This window comes from Haloferax volcanii DS2 (assembly GCF_000025685.1).
Classification (GTDB): domain Archaea; phylum Halobacteriota; class Halobacteria; order Halobacteriales; family Haloferacaceae; genus Haloferax; species Haloferax volcanii.
On the sequence record NC_013967.1, the window covers coordinates 1,009,571 to 1,026,204 of the forward strand.

At 67.3% G+C, this 16,634-nt stretch carries 20 protein-coding genes; 10 read left to right on the forward strand and 10 right to left on the reverse strand.

Annotated elements, in window-relative coordinates:
- Positions 1 to 86: 86 nt before the first annotated feature.
- The 5 genes from HVO_RS10010 to HVO_RS10035 all read right to left on the reverse strand — a co-directional run bounded on the left by HVO_RS10010 (position 87) and on the right by HVO_RS10035 (position 4,853).
- Positions 87 to 1,385 carry an IS4-like element ISHvo12 family transposase gene (locus tag HVO_RS10010; protein WP_013035120.1) on the reverse strand — a complete coding sequence of 433 codons (1,299 nt, stop codon included), beginning with the start codon at positions 1,383 to 1,385 and terminating at the stop codon, positions 87 to 89.
- Between the two features lie 643 nt (positions 1,386 to 2,028).
- Positions 2,029 to 3,057: a presenilin family intramembrane aspartyl protease PSH gene (locus tag HVO_RS10020; protein ID WP_004043830.1), complete on the reverse strand. Its 1,029-nt coding sequence runs from the start codon at positions 3,055 to 3,057 to the stop codon at positions 2,029 to 2,031.
- A gap of 48 nt (positions 3,058 to 3,105) precedes the next feature.
- Positions 3,106 to 3,330 carry an H/ACA ribonucleoprotein complex subunit GAR1 gene (locus HVO_RS10025; protein WP_004043829.1) on the reverse strand — a complete coding sequence of 75 codons (225 nt, stop codon included), beginning with the start codon at positions 3,328 to 3,330 and terminating at the stop codon, positions 3,106 to 3,108.
- Positions 3,330 to 3,608: a signal recognition particle subunit SRP19 gene (srp19, locus tag HVO_RS10030; RefSeq protein ID WP_004043828.1), complete on the reverse strand. Its 279-nt coding sequence runs from the start codon at positions 3,606 to 3,608 to the stop codon at positions 3,330 to 3,332. The genes HVO_RS10025 and srp19 overlap by 1 nt, the downstream gene beginning before the upstream one ends.
- 96 nt (positions 3,609 to 3,704) lie before the next feature.
- Complete coding sequence (locus HVO_RS10035; RefSeq protein WP_004043827.1) at positions 3,705 to 4,853, reverse strand: PGF-CTERM-anchored ABC transporter substrate-binding protein; 1,149 nt, start codon at positions 4,851 to 4,853, stop codon at positions 3,705 to 3,707.
- 60 nt (positions 4,854 to 4,913) lie between these two features.
- Here HVO_RS10035 and btuC point away from each other — a divergent pair, with 60 nt between their 5' ends.
- The 4 genes from btuC (at position 4,914) to HVO_RS10055 (ending at position 9,474) form a co-directional block, all read left to right on the forward strand.
- The gene (btuC, locus tag HVO_RS10040) at positions 4,914 to 6,008 is read left to right on the forward strand and encodes a vitamin B12 ABC transporter permease BtuC (RefSeq protein ID WP_004043826.1); all 1,095 of its coding nucleotides are present in this window, start codon (positions 4,914 to 4,916) and stop codon (positions 6,006 to 6,008) included.
- Positions 6,005 to 7,435: a heme ABC transporter ATP-binding protein gene (locus HVO_RS10045; protein WP_004043825.1), complete on the forward strand. Its 1,431-nt coding sequence runs from the start codon at positions 6,005 to 6,007 to the stop codon at positions 7,433 to 7,435. The genes btuC and HVO_RS10045 overlap by 4 nt, the downstream gene beginning before the upstream one ends.
- An 84-nt stretch (positions 7,436 to 7,519) precedes the next feature.
- Positions 7,520 to 8,689, forward strand: a complete 1,170-nt coding sequence (gene cetZ3 / locus HVO_RS10050; RefSeq protein ID WP_004043824.1) for a tubulin-like protein CetZ3 — start codon at positions 7,520 to 7,522, stop codon at positions 8,687 to 8,689.
- 86 nt (positions 8,690 to 8,775) lie between these two features.
- Positions 8,776 to 9,474: an RNA ligase partner protein gene (locus tag HVO_RS10055; RefSeq protein WP_004043823.1), complete on the forward strand. Its 699-nt coding sequence runs from the start codon at positions 8,776 to 8,778 to the stop codon at positions 9,472 to 9,474.
- Positions 9,475 to 9,500: 26 nt separating this feature from the next.
- Here the strand turns inward: HVO_RS10055 and HVO_RS10060 are convergent, their stop codons facing one another.
- Entirely contained in the window at positions 9,501 to 9,701 is a 201-nt protein-coding gene (locus HVO_RS10060) for a DUF7511 domain-containing protein (RefSeq protein ID WP_004043822.1), read from the reverse strand.
- A complete protein-coding gene (locus HVO_RS10065) occupies positions 9,701 to 10,048 on the reverse strand; it encodes a winged helix-turn-helix domain-containing protein (RefSeq protein ID WP_004043821.1) in 348 nt (115 codons plus the stop codon). Before HVO_RS10065 ends, HVO_RS10060 begins: the two co-directional genes overlap by 1 nt.
- Before the next feature lie 184 nt (positions 10,049 to 10,232).
- On the opposite strand from HVO_RS10065, the gene HVO_RS10070 reads away from it, so the two are divergent.
- Together HVO_RS10070 and HVO_RS21405 are read left to right on the forward strand one after the other, a co-directional pair.
- On the forward strand, positions 10,233 to 10,874 hold the full coding sequence (locus tag HVO_RS10070; protein ID WP_004043820.1) for a helix-turn-helix domain-containing protein: 642 nt from the start codon (positions 10,233 to 10,235) through the stop codon (positions 10,872 to 10,874).
- Positions 10,875 to 10,968: 94 nt separating this feature from the next.
- Positions 10,969 to 11,103, forward strand: coding sequence for a DUF7560 family zinc ribbon protein (locus HVO_RS21405; RefSeq protein ID WP_004043819.1), 135 nt, complete (start codon positions 10,969 to 10,971; stop codon positions 11,101 to 11,103).
- Positions 11,104 to 11,136: 33 nt separating this feature from the next.
- Here HVO_RS21405 and HVO_RS10075 read toward each other — a convergent pair whose 3' ends face one another.
- Positions 11,137 to 11,658, reverse strand: coding sequence for a halocyanin domain-containing protein (locus HVO_RS10075; protein ID WP_004043818.1), 522 nt, complete (start codon positions 11,656 to 11,658; stop codon positions 11,137 to 11,139).
- A 73-nt stretch (positions 11,659 to 11,731) separates the two neighbouring features.
- Here HVO_RS10075 and HVO_RS10080 point away from each other — a divergent pair, with 73 nt between their 5' ends.
- The 3 genes from HVO_RS10080 (at position 11,732) to HVO_RS10090 (ending at position 13,558) form a co-directional block, all read left to right on the forward strand.
- A complete protein-coding gene (locus HVO_RS10080) occupies positions 11,732 to 12,088 on the forward strand; it encodes an Htur_1727 family rSAM-partnered candidate RiPP (RefSeq protein WP_004043817.1) in 357 nt (118 codons plus the stop codon).
- On the forward strand, positions 12,085 to 13,293 hold the full coding sequence (locus HVO_RS10085; protein ID WP_004043816.1) for a TIGR04347 family pseudo-SAM/SPASM protein: 1,209 nt from the start codon (positions 12,085 to 12,087) through the stop codon (positions 13,291 to 13,293). Before HVO_RS10080 ends, HVO_RS10085 begins: the two co-directional genes overlap by 4 nt.
- 79 nt (positions 13,294 to 13,372) lie before the next feature.
- Complete coding sequence (locus HVO_RS10090; RefSeq protein ID WP_004043815.1) at positions 13,373 to 13,558, forward strand: hypothetical protein; 186 nt, start codon at positions 13,373 to 13,375, stop codon at positions 13,556 to 13,558.
- Positions 13,559 to 13,624: 66 nt separating this feature from the next.
- Here HVO_RS10090 and HVO_RS10095 read toward each other — a convergent pair whose 3' ends face one another.
- Entirely contained in the window at positions 13,625 to 14,674 is a 1,050-nt protein-coding gene (locus HVO_RS10095) for an NAD(P)/FAD-dependent oxidoreductase (protein WP_004043814.1), read from the reverse strand.
- A 141-nt stretch (positions 14,675 to 14,815) separates the two neighbouring features.
- Here HVO_RS10095 and HVO_RS10100 point away from each other — a divergent pair, with 141 nt between their 5' ends.
- Positions 14,816 to 15,100, forward strand: coding sequence for a DUF357 domain-containing protein (locus tag HVO_RS10100; protein ID WP_004043813.1), 285 nt, complete (start codon positions 14,816 to 14,818; stop codon positions 15,098 to 15,100).
- Between the two features lie 18 nt (positions 15,101 to 15,118).
- On the opposite strand, the gene cysS is transcribed toward HVO_RS10100, so the two are convergent.
- The gene (cysS, locus tag HVO_RS10105) at positions 15,119 to 16,603 is read right to left on the reverse strand and encodes a cysteine--tRNA ligase (protein ID WP_004043812.1); all 1,485 of its coding nucleotides are present in this window, start codon (positions 16,601 to 16,603) and stop codon (positions 15,119 to 15,121) included.
- Positions 16,604 to 16,634: the final 31 nt, after the last annotated feature.

The following is a 16,634-nucleotide window of genomic DNA, read 5'->3' on the forward strand; positions in this document are numbered from 1 at the left end:
GAAGCTACGCGATTTCTCATCCGATGCACCTGCTCAGATTCGGGGTTCGTTTGAGAATCTTTCCTCTGAAGAGCATTGGTGTTCGGTTAAGCACTGGATCGCCTCCTGAAGGCCTCAGCTACTCGTTCGTTGAGTAAGAGCCGCGATTTCTCTGGTTGGCGGGCGTCACGAAACAGCAGTTCCGACAGGTTCGGCGGTGGATGGCCGAACGACTGGGCCAGATCTTCGAGCATGAGCTGGGCGAGAGACCGGAAGGTCTTCGCCCAGCGTTCTCGCGGAAACACTGTCTCTGGGAACAGCTCCTGAAACACCCCGAGCAAGGCTCTGCTGACCGTCAGCGTCAGCAGAGCCGCCACCACTAACAGCTCCACGATCGCTGGATCACTCGTCTGGAATTTCTCCAGCCCATACAGCGACTTCAGTTCCCGGAACACCAACTCCACTTCCCACCGCAACCCGTACAGCGCCCCGACCTGCCTTGGAGTGAACTCATCGGGCAGATTCGTCACGTACAGGTGGTAGTCGTCGGTGTCCTCGTTGCGGACACCGACGACGCGAAACTCCATCGAATCCGTTGATTCCTTCCCAGCGTATGCCCGCCGTTTGAACTCGATCTCTACCGTTACGTCGATGATCTCCCGACTGAGATCTTCCAGAACGTCCCGAAGACGACGCTCTGGCAAGGAAATGGCGCGCCCGCGCCATTTCCGTCGCTCTCCAACGATCAACGGATTCGCGTTCGACTTCAGCCGACTCAGGAAGAACCCGCCGTTCTCCTCGATCAACGCGAAGCGGCGGAAACTGTAGAAGCCCAGATCGAACAGTAACAGCCGGCCTCGTAGCCAACTCCCGGTGCGGAGTTGGCTGCTCTCGTGGGTGCGTTCATCGGTGAGCTGGAACTGCTCGATCGTCTGCTTGGTCGCGTTCTGCACGAGGTGGAGTTTCGCGCCGGATTGACCCGAGTGAGTGGCTGGAAACGAATCGAGGAGCCGATGCAACCTGAACACGGTTGCATCGGCGATCAGTACGTCTCGAAACAGCTCGAACTGTGGCGCGATCGTGTGAGGAACCGCGACCTCCTCGAGAGCGTGCTCGAGGAGGTCGTTCAACAGTGCTGCGAGGGCCGGCGTGAACCGATCGTAGAAGCTTGAGCGGGCAACGGTCTGGTTGGTTGCTGCGGAGTACGCCCGTTGAAAGCCGGCGATAGTTCGGGCTTCGCCGTCGACGGCGAAGCCCATGATGAGCGTCCAGACGAGCATCGTGATGTCGATTTTCCGGTCACGCTGGACGACATCGCGCTCGCGCGCGATGTCTTCGATTAGCTCGGTGGGAAACAGGGAAGTCAACCGTCGTCGTATGAGATCCGGGGAGAGTTGGTTTAGCACATTCTCTCCCCACGCGGTCTACAACGATAGCTTCGTCACTAGAGCGCCGTCTGTCGGTTTCTCCGCTTAACCGAACACGGATGCTCTGAAGAGCAAACAGTTGGCTTCGGCTCAATCCAGCCGTACTCCAGTATTTGGAGTGAAGGCCAAGGATGGCTCGTTCTCATTCCGAGTGACCGTCAGGTACAGAAACTCGCCTTCGGAACAGACGAACAGATTATTCCGGACCGCCCGGTCGATAGTTGCTGGCAGACGAATCTCGTTCACTTCGTTCTTCCTGACGTGCTTAGATGGCAGTCACTCGATGCGGGGGAGTGCATTCAGACCGATTATACTGTACTGCATTATCCGGAGCAGGAGATATTGGAGGCCACGATGGACAAGTGGGTGAGCAATCGGCCCGAAGATATGAGCTGTCTTCCCGCAGGTAAACACCGCTTTACCGAATCATTTGCGCCGAAAGTTAGAGCGGAGACGACATGGGAAGAGTTTGAGTGGAGGTATACACTCACGATTGAAGAATAGCTCTCTGTCTACTGATTCGAACGGCCGAAGCCCGGCAAGTTCCCATGACCGACTCGCGCTCTATCCAGCACAGCCGCAACAAACAATCACCGGCAGAGAACTTCGACGGAGTCGGTTTTCAGAGGTACGGCGCGAGTCCGAGCGCGGAGACGAGCGGGACGCCGGCGACGACCGAGCCGACGAGGTAGCCGCCGATTGCGCCGCCGTTGAGAAGCGGCAGGCCGGCGTGCGCCCGCCCCTTCATCACGGCCCACATCAGCCCGCTGAACCCGGCGAAGGTCCCGACCATTGCGAGGAGCGCCGGGAGGTTGAGCGCCGGAAGCGCACCAAATCCGAGCGACGGCGCTTCCGAGAAGAACGCGCCCGAGGCGACCATCACGGTCGGCATGACCGCGTCGCCGAGGCCGATGAAGAAGGCGTCGCGGTCGGCGGGGTCGGACTCGTCGGCGTCGTCATTGGCGTCATTGGTCGTCTCAGTTTCCGTATCGGCATCGACCGTCCCAGCCGGTTCGCCCCCGTCTGTCGCGTTCTCGCCGTCGCCGACCTCGTTGGCGTCGCGGGCGAAGTCGTCGTCGAGAAGCGAGTACGACAGGGTCGTCGGGATGACGAGCACGACCGGGATGCGGAGGTCCATCACGCCCTCCGCGAGGTCGAGCATGTGCTTGGTCTTGTAGACGCTGATGGCGTCGTAGACGGCGAGGACCGAAAGGAGCACGATGGCGGGCAACAGGCCGAAGCTGATGCCGAACAGGGCGGCCGCGCCCGCACCCATGAGCACCCCGGCAGCGTCGATGACGTACCACTCGGGGTAGACGAGGAGGGCGAGCGCGACGGCCGCCGAGAGGCCGACGGCGACGAGCGCGCTGGGAACGAGCGCGGCGAAGACGTACCACGCGAGCAGGCCGCTCGTGAAGACGATGACGAGGCGGATGAGCTGGTCGAGGTCGTACTTGAACGCCGCGAGCATGAACGCGGTCATGGCGATAATCGCGCCGATGTAGAGGAGGCTGTTCGTCGGGTCGGAGGGGTCTTCGACCGTCTGGTATCCCTGTTCGAAGAACGTCGGCACGAGGGCGAGCGCACCCACCTGCACGACGAGGAAGATGAGGGCGGCGAGGGCGACCCCCCGATAGGCGCGGCGTGACATAGAGGGCCGTTCCCACCCGAGGAGTATGGGGGTTGCGCTCTGGCGTCGTCAGCGAGCGTAGAGCTTGCTGCCGACGAGGCGGGCGGGCGAGCCGCTGTCGGCCGTGACCGCGACGTAGGGGCGGTCGACCGGGCCGAACACGTCGACGATGCGACCTACCGTCGACAGCGACTCGTCGAGGACCATGGTTCCGATGTCGGGCGTGTCGTCGTCGTCGAGGCGGACGATAGCGAGCCCCTGCGCCGTTCGGGAGACCGTGCCGATTCGCCGCATCAGTCGCGGAGGATTCCGACGTAGGCGGCGACCGCCTGCACGATGTCGTTTTTCGTGGCGTCGTCGGCGTTGTTCACGAGGACGCGCCCGCGGGTTTCGAACTCGCGGGAGTATCGCTTGTCCCGTTCGATGACGGCGTCGTAGCCGACCTGCTGGACGGCCTTCGCAATCTCGTCGACGGTCGGCGCTTCGACCGCCGCGGACTGGGCGACCCGCCGACCCTCGCTGCGCGAGAGAGAGGCGTCGAGGTAGGCGGGGTAGATGACGTTCTCGACCATACCCGTGTGTCCGCCACCCGACGGTAATACGGTTGTGGTCTCACGGAGCCGAGCGCGTGCGGCGGAGAAACGGAGCCGGCGTGGGTGTCTGTATGGTTATCGGCGGCGCGCGAGCAGGAACGCCGCGCCGATGGCGGCGAGGCTGGCGACGACGCCGAACCCGGGCGCGTCGCTCTCGGTGGTCGAGTCCGACGACTCGGTCGTCGTCGCTTCGGTCGATTCGGTTTCAGTCGCGTCAGTTGCAGTCGCGTCCGCGGCCGTGGTCGTCTCGGTCGCGCTTTCGGTCGACGCCGTCACCGACTCGGTTTCGAGCTGCTGGTAGCGCTCGTAGGCGTCGGGGTGGACCGCTTCGAGAATCGCCTCGCTCGCCTCGATGGCTCGCGGGGCGGGCTGTTGGAGCTTGTGCGCCTCGATGACGATGACGTTGCCCTCCTGCATCGCCGTCGTGCTGTTGTACGCCGGACTGCTCGGCACGGGCGCGTGGTCGGGGACGACGATGTACTCGGGGTTCATCTCGACGACGAGCTCCTCGTTAATCTGGGCGAAGCCGGTGAGGTTCGCCTCCGCCGCGCCGTTTCGCAGCCCCGCAGTCGTCATGATGTCGGAGATGAACGTGCCCGACCCGGAGGAGTAGCCGAAAAAGGAGTTGAGGCCGACCGGGCGCTCCGCGCCGTCGAGGGCCTGCTCCATGTTAGCCATCGAGTCGCGCATCTCCGCGGCGCGCTCGACGCCGGCCTCGCAGTTGCCCGTCATGCGGCCGACGCGCTCGGTCTTGTCGGCGACGGCGGCGAGCGACTCGCCGGACTCGAAGACGACGACCGGGATGTCCGCCGACCGAAGCTGTGCGATGCGGTCGGGCTCGGCGTTGTACGAGGAGTTCGGCACGAGCACGAGGTCGGGTTCGAGGCCGATGACCGCCTCGACGTTGAGGCCGCCGGAGCCGGAGACGTTCCCCTTGTCGGCCGCGCCGTCGAGGTACATGGCGTACTGCGAGACGCCGACGACCTCGTCGCGCGCGCCGAGTTCCCACATGGTCTGGGCGGCGCTCGGGTTGGTCGTGACGACCCGCTCCGGGTCGTCGGTGATCGTGACCTCGGTCCCCGTCGCATCGGTGACGGTCACCGGGAACGTACAGGCCGCGGTCTGCTGCGGTGCCGCCTGACCTACCGCGGCCGCGGCCGGTGCCGGAACCCCGGCGAGAACGGTCGCGAACGCGAGCAGGGCGACGACGAGTTGTCGGTTCACGGTAGTGGCCTCAGCGGCTGTTCAATAAATATTTACCTACTGAAAGCGCGGTTGTGCCCAATGAGCGTTCGAACGCGGGCGACCACGTGGTCGCTCGGCCTCGCCGGGCTCCTGTTTTTCGTCGTCGTCGTGAGCGCCGGTATCGGGGCCGTGACCATCCCGCCGCGGACCGTCGCCGCCATCCTCGCGGACGCGATGTCCGTCCCCGTCGGCGTCTCGCTCGGCGGCGCGACGGTCCTCCCCGTCGTCGGGTCGGTTCCGACGCCGACGCTGGAGTTCGTCTCGCCGTTCGAGTTCGCCGTCCCCAGACCCGCCCGCATCATCGTGCTCTCGGTCCGCCTGCCTCGCATCCTCCTCGCGGCGCTCGTCGGCTTCGCGCTCGCGGCGGCGGGAACCGTGATGCAGGGCTTTTTCCGCAATCCGATGGCCGACCCCTCTATCGTCGGCGTCTCCTCCGGGGCCGCCGTCGGCGCGGTGGCGACTATCGTGCTGTCGCTTTCGATTCCGTTCGGGCTGGAGGGCGCGGCCTTCGTCAGCGCCGTCGTCACCGCGTTCGTCGTCTACCTGCTCGCCAGCGAGGACGGCCGAACCCCGGTCGCGACCCTGCTTCTCGCGGGCGTCGCCATCCAGACGTTTCTCGGCGCGATTATCTCGTTTCTCCTCCTCCAGAGCGGCGAAAGCCTCCGGCAGGTCGTCTTCTGGCTCATGGGCCACCTCGCGGGCGCGACGTGGAGCGAGGTCGGGATGCTCTCCCTCGTCCTGCCGCTCCCGTTTCTCCTCCTCGTCGTCCACGCCCGCGACCTGAACGTCCTGCTGCTCGGCGAGGAGGACGCCCACGCCCTCGGCATCGAAGTCGAGCGGACGAAACAGCTGCTTCTCGCCACCGCGAGCGTCGTCACCGCCGCGGCCGTCTCGGTCTCCGGCGTCATCGGCTTCGTCGGCCTCGTCGTCCCCCACATGCTTCGGCTCCTCGTCGGTCCCGACCACCGGGTGTTGCTCCCGGCGTCGGCGCTGGCCGGCGCGTCGTTCCTCGTCGCCACCGACACCGTCGCCCGCTCCGGCGGCGCGGAGATTCCGGTCGGCGTCGTCACCGCCGCCGTGGGCGCGCCCTTCTTCCTCTACCTGCTCCGCACGCGGGAGGTGCGCTCGCCGTGAGCGATTCCGACTCTAACTCCGACTCCGGGTCCGGCCCCTTCAGCGACGCCGACCCGGCGATTCGGCTCGACGGCGTCTCGCTCTCGCTCGGAAACACCCGGATTCTCGACTCCGTCTCGGTCGACGTGGGCGAAGGAACCTTCGTCGGACTCATCGGCCCCAACGGCGCGGGGAAGACGACGTTGCTTCGGACGCTCAACGGCGCGCTCGCGCCCGACGAGGGCGCGGTCCGCGTCGTCGGGGAGGATGTCCACGCCCTGTCGTCGAAGGCGACGAGCAGGCTCGTGGCGACGGTCCCGCAGACCACGAGCGTCACCTTCGACTTCCCCGTCCGCGAGGTCGTCAGGATGGGCCGCACGCCCCACCGCGGGCGCTTCGAGGGCTGGCGCGAGCGCGACGACGAGGCCGTCGAGTCAGCCATGCGCCGGACCGCGGTCGAGTCGCTCGCCGACCGACCCGTCACGGAAGTCAGCGGCGGCGAGCGCCAGCGCGTCCTCATCGCTCGCGCGCTTGCACAGGAGACGCCCGTCCTGCTCCTCGACGAACCGACCGCCAGCCTCGACATCAACCACCAAGTGCGCACGCTCGAACTCGTCTCCGACCTCGTCGCCGACGGGACGACCGCGGTCGCGGCCATCCACGACCTCAACCTCGCGGCCCACTACTGCGACGCGCTCGTGCTCCTGTCGGGCGGGCGCGTCCTCTCGGCGGGCGACCCCGAGACGGTGCTCACCGAGGGGAACTTACGCGAGGCGTTCGACGCCGAGGCGGTCGTCTCGCGGCATCCCGTCACCGGTTCGGTGTACGTGACCGCCCTCCCGCCGTCGTCGGACGACGCCAACGGCCGGGTCCACGTCGTCGGCGGGGGCGGCACCGGCGCGCGGGCGCTCCACCTGCTGTCGGCGGCCGGCTACGCGCTGTCCGCCGGCGCGCTCAACGAGGGCGACACCGACGCCGAGGCGGCCCGCCGGGTCGCCGCGGACCTCGTGACCGTGCCGCCGTACTCGCCGGTCGACGACGCGGCGCGGGCCGCGGTCGAATCCCGAGTCGACGCCGCCGACGTGACCGTCGTCGCCGACGTGGAGGTCGGAGACGGGAACCTCGCCAACCTCGACGCGGCGGCCGAGGCCGACCGGCTCGTCCTCGTCGAACAGCGACCGTTCTCGGAGCGGAACTACGCCGGCGACGACGGCTTCGCAGTCTACGAGCGCCTGCGGGAGCGCGGCCGCGTCGTCGAACCGGGCGACCTCCTGTCGGCCGTTGGTGAACTCGCCTGCGACGCGTTCGCAGCGCGCGACGACGGCGCGACCGGCGACGCCGACCGCGAGACGGGAGCGACCGCCGACGAGTCCGGCGCGACCGACACCGAATCAACCGACGCCGACGCTGTCAGCGACGACAGAGTGTCGGACTTATTTTCCAGTTAAACTGTCGTTGCACAGCCCTACCCACAGCATATTCAATATCTGAGCGCGCGTCTAGTCGGTCGGATTTCTGAGAGGAAGACGGACATGAAACTCGCACTCATCGGTATCGGACAGGCAGGCGGCAAAGTCGTCGACGCCCTCGTCGACTACGAGCGACGGACGAAGACGGGGTTCGTCGTCGACGCAATCGCGGTCAACTCGGCCCGCGCGGACCTTCGGGGACTCCGAACCGCCCCCGAGTCGCGGCAGGTGCTCGTCGGCCTGACGCGCGTGAAGGGCCACGGCGTCGGCGCGGACAACGAACTCGGCGCGGAAGTCATCGCGGAGGACGTCGGCGAGGTGCTCTCGATGATTGACGACCTCCCGGTCCACGAGATAGACGCCTTTCTCGTCGTCGCCGGTCTCGGCGGCGGCACCGGCTCGGGCGGCGCGCCCGTCATCGCGCGGGAACTGAAGCACATCTACACCGAACCCGTCTACGGGCTCGGCATCCTCCCCGCGCGGGACGAAGGCGGCATCTACACGCTCAACGCCGCGCGCTCCTTCCAGACGTTCGTCCGCGAGGTCGACAACCTCATCGTGTTCGACAACGACGCCTGGCGGAAGACCGGCGAGTCGCTCGAAGCCGGCTACGGCAGTCTCAACGCCGAACTCGCCCGCCGGCTCGGCGTGCTGTTCAGCGCCGGCGAGGGCGACGGCTCCGGCGCGGTGGCGGAGTCCGTCGTGGACGCCTCCGAGATAATCAACACGCTCGGGAGCGGCGGCGTCTCGACTATCGGCTACGCCGCCGTCGAACTCGACCGCCCGAAGCGCGGCCTCCTGTCTCGGCTCTCCGGCGGGAAGGCCGAGGCCGACGACGGCGGCGATTCGACGAACCGAATCACCAGCCTCGTGCGCCGCGCCGCGCTCGGGCGGCTCACGCTGCCCTGCGAGATTTCCGGCGCGGAACGCGGCCTCGTCGTCGTCGCCGGCCCGTCGGACGTGCTGTCGCGCCGCGGCATCGAGCGCGCGCGGACGTGGCTCGAAGACGAGACCGGGACGATGGAGATTCGCGGCGGCGACTACCCCATCGACTCGAACTTCGTCGCCGCGGTCGTGCTCCTGTCGGGCGTCTACGACGTGCCGCGGGTCAAGGAGTTACAGGCGGTCGCCATCGAGACCCAACGCGATATGCTCGCCAAGCGCGAGTCGAGCGCGGCGTCGCTCGACGACCTCGTCTCGACCGGCGACGACCGCATCGAACCGCTGTTCTGACCGTCTTCGTCCGGGTTCTCTCACCGGCACCGCTCACCCTCGACCGCGGGGAAGGGTCATAGTGCCGCGGTACCAACTGACGAACGATGGCCGAGTACCCGCTGAAACAACGCTTCGTGCTCGACACCTCGCTGTTTCTCTCCGAGGAGATTCGAGACGACGACGAGACGTTCGAGGAGGGCATCGAACGGCTCCTCGACACCATCGCCGCCGCGCGACTGGACCTGAACATCTCGTGTTACATGCCGCCGTCTATCGCCGCGGAGTTGGAACACATCCTCCGCGAGCGCGGCGTCTCGGAGGACGTGCTCGGCAAACTCGACACGTGGGTCATCAAGAAACACCCCGACCGCTACGAGGTGTACATCCCCGCCGAAGTCGTCTACCGCTTCATCGACGAGATGTCCGACCGGGTCAACCGCGGCCTCCGCGTCTCCGAGAAGGCCGTCCGTAAGGCCGAGGAGTCGAAACAGCTCTCCAACGGCGGGTCGAAGCTCTCCGACGTTGACAAGGTCATCTCCGACCTCCGCGAGGACTACCGCGGCGCGCTCAGACAGGGGGTTCTCGACTCTCGGGAGGACTTCGACCTCCTCATCCTCGCGCGCGAACTGAACGCCGGCGTCGTCACCGAAGACACCGGCATCATCAGTTGGGCCGCCGACTTCGGCCTGCGGAACCTCCGCGGGCGGGCGTTTCCGACCCTCTTAGAAGAGTACCTCGTGGCGCTCGACAGCCCGCGCCCGTGGACCAGGGGCGACGACGGCGTCGACCCCGACCGATTGTAACCCTCCGGTCGCTCTTACCCCGACGCCTACTCCATCGCATCGAGGTCGACGAAGCTCCCATCGAACGCCGAAATCCACCGCGTCAGTTGGGTCTCGGGCGTCGCATCGGCCGGGTAAATCGTGCACTCCTCGCGCCCGTCGGGATGGGTGGTCAGCCGAGACGCGAGCCGCGGGCGAGTGTGGTTTTCGTTCCCCGAATCCGGCGGGTGTACCGGCTTCGAGCCCATCAGCGGTCCCCGCCGAGGGCGACTTCGAGTCCCCGGTCGTCGTTCAGCGAGACCGTGACCGACTCGACGTTCGACCGGTACTGGTGGGTGTGCGTCCCGTTCGCCCGCAGTTGGAGCTTCTCGTCGAGCAACGCCGCCTCCGAGAGCTGTTCGACCTTCCGGTAGGTCGTCGACAGCGGCACGTCGCACGCCTCCGAGAGGTCCTGTGCGGTCATCGGCTCGGTCGCGCCTTGCAGGGTCGTGAGAATCTGCCGACACGCGCGGTCCGAGAGCGCTTCCAGCACCTGTTCCGCCTCCAACTCGGCGGGCTTCGGTCCGGTCGGCGTGCGTCTGAGGCCGGTCTGCATGCTCACTCGTACGTTCGGCCGCGTCGTCCGTCGAAGAGCACCCCGAATATGCGGGGCGCTTTATACACCCCGTGACCCGCCGTGGTCCGCGCGACGGCAGTCGGCGGGTGGAAACGAACCACGATATAAAGGCCCGGTGTATCGGGGGTGTTTATATCAGGGGCTGGAGAGACTGCATACTCTTATGACGAGCGCAGCGGGCATCAGAGCGGAGTTGAAAGTGACGGGGCCGGACGGCTGTCCGGTCGCGACCGTCTCCGAGGGCGACACCTCGGGCTACGCGCTCTCGCGGAGCATGGCTCCCAACGAGCGCGGGTCGGTCGTCGAGGAGTTCGTCTTCGACGACGACGCCGAGGTCCCGGAGGAGATGGAGGAGTTGTTCGAGTACGGCGACGGGAGCGTCTACCGGTTCGACCGCGAGGGCGGCATCGGCTGTCCCTGCGAGCGCGTCGAGGCGTTCGACTGCCCGGTCGTGGACGTGCAGACGCGCGACGGCGCGCTGTTTCTGACGTTCCACGCGCCGGACGTGGAGACGCTCCGCGACGTGGTCGCCGCCCTCCGAGAGTCGTCGGGGTCGGTGGACGTGCGCCGGCTGCTCCAGTCGTCGACCGACGAGTCGCGGGACCTCGTGTTGGTCGAGCGCGGCCAGCTCACCGACCGCCAGCGCGAGGTGCTGGAGACGGCCCACGAGATGGGCTACTTCGACCACCCGCGGCGCGCGAACAAAGGCGAGGTCGCGGCCGAACTCGGCATCACGACCTCGACGTTCTCCGAGCACCTCGCCATGGCGCAGAAGAAGCTCATGGGTGCCATTCTCCAGGAGTGACGAGATGAGACGTGTCGCCGGGGTATCAGTCCCCCGTGAATGCAGGGTGCGCCACCTCGGGGCCCCGCGGCGTACCACTAGCCGGTGAGCAACGATGCGCGAGTTCGACGTGACCTGTCCCGAGTGCGGCGAGCGCTACCGGGTCAACGAGCCGATGATGCGGACGCTCCGGGAGACCGGCTGCGTCCTCTGTACCGCGCCGCTGAACGACGCCGCGAAGTCAGCGTGACGCCGACGCCGCGCTCGCCGCGGCCGCTTACGCTTACTCGACGACGACGACGCCGACCATGCCGAGCGTCTCGTGGGGGACGCAGACGTACTTGTACTCGCCGGACTCCTCGAACGTGTACTCGAAGGTGTGGCCCTCGGAGACGGTGAGTTCCGACTCGAACAGGCCGTCTTCGCGGTTGACGACGTTGTGCGTCCCGCCGTTTCCGGTCCACTCCCAGACGACCGTCGTTCCCGGCGAGACCTGCACCGCGGCGGGGGCGAACGCGTAGCCGCCGCCGTTGCCTGCCGCGCCGACCGCGACCGTCACGCTGTCCTGTCCCGTCAGGTCGTGGACGCCGTCGTAGTTTTGCGTCCGGTCGAACCAGCCGCCGAAGTCCCGCATCTCGTGGTCGGCCGTGTCGTCCCCGCCGGACGTGTCGCCGCCGGCTCCGTCGCCGTCGCCCGCGCCGCCGGAGCCGTCGCCGGACGAACTCGAACAGCCCGCAAGCAGCGCGATACCAGTCGAAGCCGCCGTTGCGTGGAGAAACGACCGCCGGGAAACCCGTTGCGTCATTAGCTGGCTCTAGTGAGCGGCCGAACAAGTCGAAAGCTTCGATTCCCACGCGCTGAAAACGGGCGAAACGAGCGTGACCGTCCCGCCCGAAGGCGACGGCATGGACGACGACGACCCGAGGCGACGACCGCGAATCGACGGCAGCCGCCAGTGGGAAGTGTTCTACCGCGACGTGCCGACCGAGCCGATGCGCCACGTCGGCAGCGTGAGCGCGCCCTCCGAGGACCTCGCGACCGAGCAGGCGCGGACGCTGTTCGGCGGCGGCGACGCGGACCTCTGGCTCGCGCCGGCCGACGAGTTCCTCCGACTCGGCGGGAACGACCTCGCCGCGAAGGGCGAGGAGTCGACCGACGGGACGGAACACGGCGGGATGGAGCACGACGGTGCGGGGGACGCCCGCGGTGCCGAAAACGGGGTGTCCGCCGAGTGATTTCCATCAGCAAGCTCCTCTGCGGGCAGGGAGCCGAGGGCGACGGTCTCCGCTACGACGACCCCGACGCCGACATCGAGCAGATACGCGAGGAGAAACAGAAACGTCCGGTCGTCGTCTGGAACACGACGCGGCGCTGTAACCTCTACTGCGAACACTGCTACGCCGGGGCCGACCTCGACCCCGCGCAGGGCGAACTCTCGACCGCCGAGGCGAAGGGCCTCATCGACGACCTCGCGGCCTACGACGTGCCGGTGCTCCTGTTTTCGGGGGGCGAACCGCTCGTCCGCGAGGACCTCGTCGAACTCGTCGATTACGCGACCGACGCCGGCATCCGGGCGGTGCTTTCGACCAACGGGACGCTCATCACCGAGGAGAAAGCCCGGGCGCTCCGCGACGCCGGCCTCTCGTACGCCGGCGTCTCCGTCGACGGCTTGGAGGAACGCAACGACCGCTTCCGCGGGAAAGACGGCGCGTTCGACGCCGCCGTCCGCGGCATCGAAAACTGCCTCTCGGTGGGGCTCAAGACCGGCCTCCGGTACACCATCACCGAGCACAACGCCGCCGACATGGAGGACGTGGTAGACCTGCTGTACGACGTGGGCGTCGACCGCTTCTGTTTCTACCACCTCGACTACGGCGGCCGCGGCGGCGACATCGCCGACGCCGACCTCGACGACGAGGCCCAGCGCCGCGCCGTCCGCCGGCTGTTCGACATGACCCGCGAGTACCACGCCGAGGGCGAGGAGATAGAGACGCTCTTGGTCGGCAACTACGCCGACTCCGCCTACGTGGTCGAGTACGCCGAGGAGGAGCTCGGACGCGACCACGCCGAGCGGATTCACCGGTATCTCCGCGTCAACGGCGGCGACCCGACCGGCGAGCGCGTCGCCGACGTGGACTACCGCGGCGACGTGCACCTCACGCAGTTCTGGCAGGGGTACAGCCTCGGCAACGTCCGGGACCGCCCGTTCGGTGACATCTGGGACGACGAGTCGAACCCGCTTCTCGCCAAACTCCGCGAGCGGGAAGAACACCTCACCGGCAAGTGCGCGACCTGCCAGTATCAGGACGTCTGCCGCGGCTCCTCGCGGCTTCGGTCGCTCGCGGCGACGGGCGAACTGTTCGGGCCCGACCCGCAGTGTTACCTGACGCCCGACGAGCGCGGCGCGGGTGCCGACGCGAGTCCGGGCGCGGCCGACTGAGCGCGGCCGACCCCGCCGTCTCCTTTCACCCGCTGGGAACGCTCCGTACGCTTATTTTTCGTCGACTCCAACCGCGGCTATGGAAACCAAACGGGGAGTTCCGAACATCCTCGGGAACGGGCTCGTCGGCGTCGGTCTCGTCATCTTCGCCGTCGCGGTCGCGGACGCGGTCGGCGTCGTGGACGCGCGCTTTTCGCCCGGCGTCTACCTGATTTTCGTGGCGATTAGCTTCGTTCTCGCGTGGCTGTTGCGGTCGCTGACGTAGGGCGCACCGAACGAAAGTCGAGAGAAACCCGAGAGACGAACGCCGAGCGCGAGCGCGCGAGACCGCCTATTCGGCCGCGCCCGCGGCCGCCTGCTTCTCCTCGCGTTCGAGCTCTTCGAGGTAGTCGTCGGCGTCGAGGGCGGCCTTCACGCCCATGCCGCCGGCGGTCGCGGCCTGCTGGTAGTGGTAGTCGACCACGTCGCCCGCGGCGAAGATGCCGGGCACGTCGGTCGCGGTCTGGCCGCCGCCGGAGCCGCCCTTGGCGACGATGTAGCCGTCGTCGTCGCGCTGGACGCCCGTGCCGTCGAGGTAGTCGGCGTTCGGCGTGTGGCCGATGGCGTAGAACACCGCGCCCACGTCGAAGTCGAACTCCTCGGTCTCGGGGTCGTCGAGCTTGTCGCTCGGGTGGCCCTCGGGGTTGCGGACGAGCGTCACGTGGTCGACGCCCTCCTCGGGCGAGCCGTGCAGCTCGGTCGCCTCGGTGTTGAGCATGAGTTCGATTTCTCCCTCGTCGACCTTCTCCATCAGGCGGTCGACCCAGTAGTCCTCGGCGCGGAACTCCTCGCGGCGGTGGACGAGGTACACCGTCGAGGCGAACTTGGTGAGGAAGTTGGCCTCCTCGACGGCGGCGTCGCCCCCGCCGATGACCATGATTTTCTCGTCGCGGAAGAACGCGCCGTCACAGGTCGCACACGTCGACAGCCCGTAGCCCATCAGGTTCTCCTCGCCGGGGATGCCGAGGGTGCGGGCCGACGCGCCCGACGCCGCGATGAGGGCGTCCGCAGTGTACACGTCGCCGTTCTTGAGCGTGACCGTGAACGGTCGCTCCGAGGCGTCCACGTCCTCGATGATGCCGTGGCGAATCTCCGTGCCGAAGCGCTCGGCCTGCTCTTTCATGTTGTTGATGAGCTCCGGGCCGGAGATGCCCTCGGGGAAACCGGGGTAGTTGTCGACCTCGGTCGTGAGCGTGAGCTGTCCGCCCGGCTCGTCGCCCTCGAGCACCAGCGGCTCGTTGTTGGAGCGGGCCGCGTAGATGGCAGACGAGAGCCCGGAGATACCCGAGCCGGCGATGATGAGTTTCCTGTGTTCCACGAACGAATCGGCGTCCTCTGTCATAGCCGATAGTTCGCTACACCGGCGTCTTAAGGTTTCGCTGTATTGCGAGGCGCGCTACACCACCGGCACGACAACGCATGCCACGGCTCTCGCGGCGCGCGGAGCGAAAGACCGGTATCTGTCGCGGACGCACGACTCCGCATGGCCGCCGACTTACAGGAGAAGACGAACCGCTACGAGGGGATGCTCGCCGACGCGCTCGACGAGGCGGTGCAGGCCGTCCCCGACGAGACGCACCTCGGCGCCGCCGCCGCCGACTGTCTGGAGATGGCCGAGTCCTACCTCGACGACGGCCGGCACTTCAAAGCCGACGACGACTGGGTGAACGCGCTGGCGTCCTTTTCGTACGGCTACGGCTGGCTGGATGCGGGCGTCAGGATGGGTCTGTTCGATATTCCGGACGACTCGCACCTGTTTACGATGTGAGCCGGGGAGCCGGGAGGATTACTCGAACCGGAACGTCGCGCCGTCGGGGCCGTCTTCGACGTCGACGCCGAGCGCCGTCAGGTCGTCGCGCAGGTCGTCGGCGCGCTCGTAGTTGCCGGCCTCGCGCTCGGCCTCGCGCACGTCCAAGACGAGTTGGACGAGGTCCTCCGCGACCGACACGTCGCCGCCCTCGCCCGCGTCGCCGAACGAGAGGCCGAACACCTCGCCGCCGAGGTCCTCGAACGCCTCGACGGCCCGGCGGAGCGCGCGGTAGTCGTACTCGTCGGCGTCGGCGACGTGGCGGTTGACCGCGCCGGCGAGGCCGAGCAGTTCGGCCATCGCCTCGCGGACGTTGAAGTCGTCGTTCATCGCCTCGCGGAAGTTCTCGCGGGTCTCGGTCACGGTGTCGCGGAGGTCGGTCGCCTCGACTTTCGTCCGGGCGTCGGGGCTGTCGACCGCGTCGACGGCGGCCTCGTAGGCGCGTTCGAGGCGCTCCCAGCGCTCTTCGGCCTCGGCGATGGTCTCGGCGGAGTACGTCTGCTCGGAGCCGTAGGCCGTCGAGAGGTAGAACGTCCGAATCACGTCCGCGCCGAACTCGTCGAGGGCGTCGCCGACGGTGAAGAAGTTTCCGAGGCTCGAACTCATCTTGTCGCCTTCCGTCTGGAGCAGGCCGACGTGGAGCCAGTAGCGGGCGAACTGCTGGCCGGTCGCCGCCTCAGACTGGGCGATTTCGTTTTCGTGGTGCGGGAACACGAGGTCGCGGCCGCCGACGTGGATGTCGAGGGTGTCTCCGAGGTGCGTCATCGACATCGCGGAGCACTCGATGTGCCAGCCGGGGCGGCCCTCACCCCACGGCGACTCCCACGTCTCGCCGCAGGGTGCGTGGAGCGGTTCGAGGTCGGGGTCGCGGTGTTCGGCGGCCGTCTTGGGGTCGACCGCGCCGGCCTTCCAGAGCGCGAAGTCGGTCGGGTTGCGCTTCTCGGAGCGCTCGTCTTTCGTCGCCCGCGACTCCAGTTCTTCGAGCTTCTGGTTCGAGAGCTTCCCGTAGTCGTCGAACGTGGACACGTCGAAGTAGACGGAGCCGTTGGACTCGTAGGCGTGGCCGCGGTCGACGAGCGTCTGCACGAGGTCGATAATCTCGGGGATGTGCTCGGAGACGCGCGGGTAGACCTCGGCGCGCTTCAGGTTCAGCCCGCGCATGTCGCGAATCACGTCGCCGACGAAGTGCTCGGCGACGCCCGCCTCGTCGTCTCCGAGGTCGTCCTCGCCGATGCGGGCGGCTATCTTCTCGTTCACGTCGGTGAAGTTCTCGACGTGGCGCACGTCGTAACCCTCGTAGTCCAGCCAGCGGTGCATCAGGTCGGCGTGCATCCACAGGCGGGCGTGGCCGAGGTGCGCGTGGTCCGAGACCGTCAGTCCACAGACGTAGAGCAACACTTCGTCGCCGTGCGACTCGAACTCCTCGCGCTCTCCCGTCAGGGTGTTGGTCACGGACAGGGTCATCACACTCGGCTACTTCCGGGACCACTTTCAA

What these genes read in the sequence shown, in the direction of transcription:
- HVO_RS10020 (WP_004043830.1), bottom strand. Translation starts at nt 3,057, where the DNA reads ATGTCACGCCGCGCCTATCGGGGGGTCGCCCTCGCCGCCCTCATCTTC.
- HVO_RS10025 (WP_004043829.1), bottom strand. Translation starts at nt 3,330, where the DNA reads ATGCGGCGAATCGGCACGGTCTCCCGAACGGCGCAGGGGCTCGCTATC.
- srp19 (WP_004043828.1), bottom strand. Translation starts at nt 3,608, where the DNA reads ATGGTCGAGAACGTCATCTACCCCGCCTACCTCGACGCCTCTCTCTCG.
- btuC (WP_004043826.1), top strand. Translation starts at nt 4,914, where the DNA reads ATGAGCGTTCGAACGCGGGCGACCACGTGGTCGCTCGGCCTCGCCGGG.
- cetZ3 (WP_004043824.1), top strand. Translation starts at nt 7,520, where the DNA reads ATGAAACTCGCACTCATCGGTATCGGACAGGCAGGCGGCAAAGTCGTC.
- HVO_RS10055 (WP_004043823.1), top strand. Translation starts at nt 8,776, where the DNA reads ATGGCCGAGTACCCGCTGAAACAACGCTTCGTGCTCGACACCTCGCTG.
- HVO_RS10060 (WP_004043822.1), bottom strand. Translation starts at nt 9,701, where the DNA reads ATGGGCTCGAAGCCGGTACACCCGCCGGATTCGGGGAACGAAAACCAC.
- HVO_RS10065 (WP_004043821.1), bottom strand. Translation starts at nt 10,048, where the DNA reads ATGCAGACCGGCCTCAGACGCACGCCGACCGGACCGAAGCCCGCCGAG.
- HVO_RS10070 (WP_004043820.1), top strand. Translation starts at nt 10,233, where the DNA reads ATGACGAGCGCAGCGGGCATCAGAGCGGAGTTGAAAGTGACGGGGCCG.
- HVO_RS21405 (WP_004043819.1), top strand. Translation starts at nt 10,969, where the DNA reads ATGCGCGAGTTCGACGTGACCTGTCCCGAGTGCGGCGAGCGCTACCGG.
- HVO_RS10075 (WP_004043818.1), bottom strand. Translation starts at nt 11,658, where the DNA reads ATGACGCAACGGGTTTCCCGGCGGTCGTTTCTCCACGCAACGGCGGCT.
- HVO_RS10090 (WP_004043815.1), top strand. Translation starts at nt 13,373, where the DNA reads ATGGAAACCAAACGGGGAGTTCCGAACATCCTCGGGAACGGGCTCGTC.
- HVO_RS10095 (WP_004043814.1), bottom strand. Translation starts at nt 14,674, where the DNA reads ATGACAGAGGACGCCGATTCGTTCGTGGAACACAGGAAACTCATCATC.
- HVO_RS10100 (WP_004043813.1), top strand. Translation starts at nt 14,816, where the DNA reads ATGGCCGCCGACTTACAGGAGAAGACGAACCGCTACGAGGGGATGCTC.
- cysS (WP_004043812.1), bottom strand. Translation starts at nt 16,603, where the DNA reads ATGACCCTGTCCGTGACCAACACCCTGACGGGAGAGCGCGAGGAGTTC.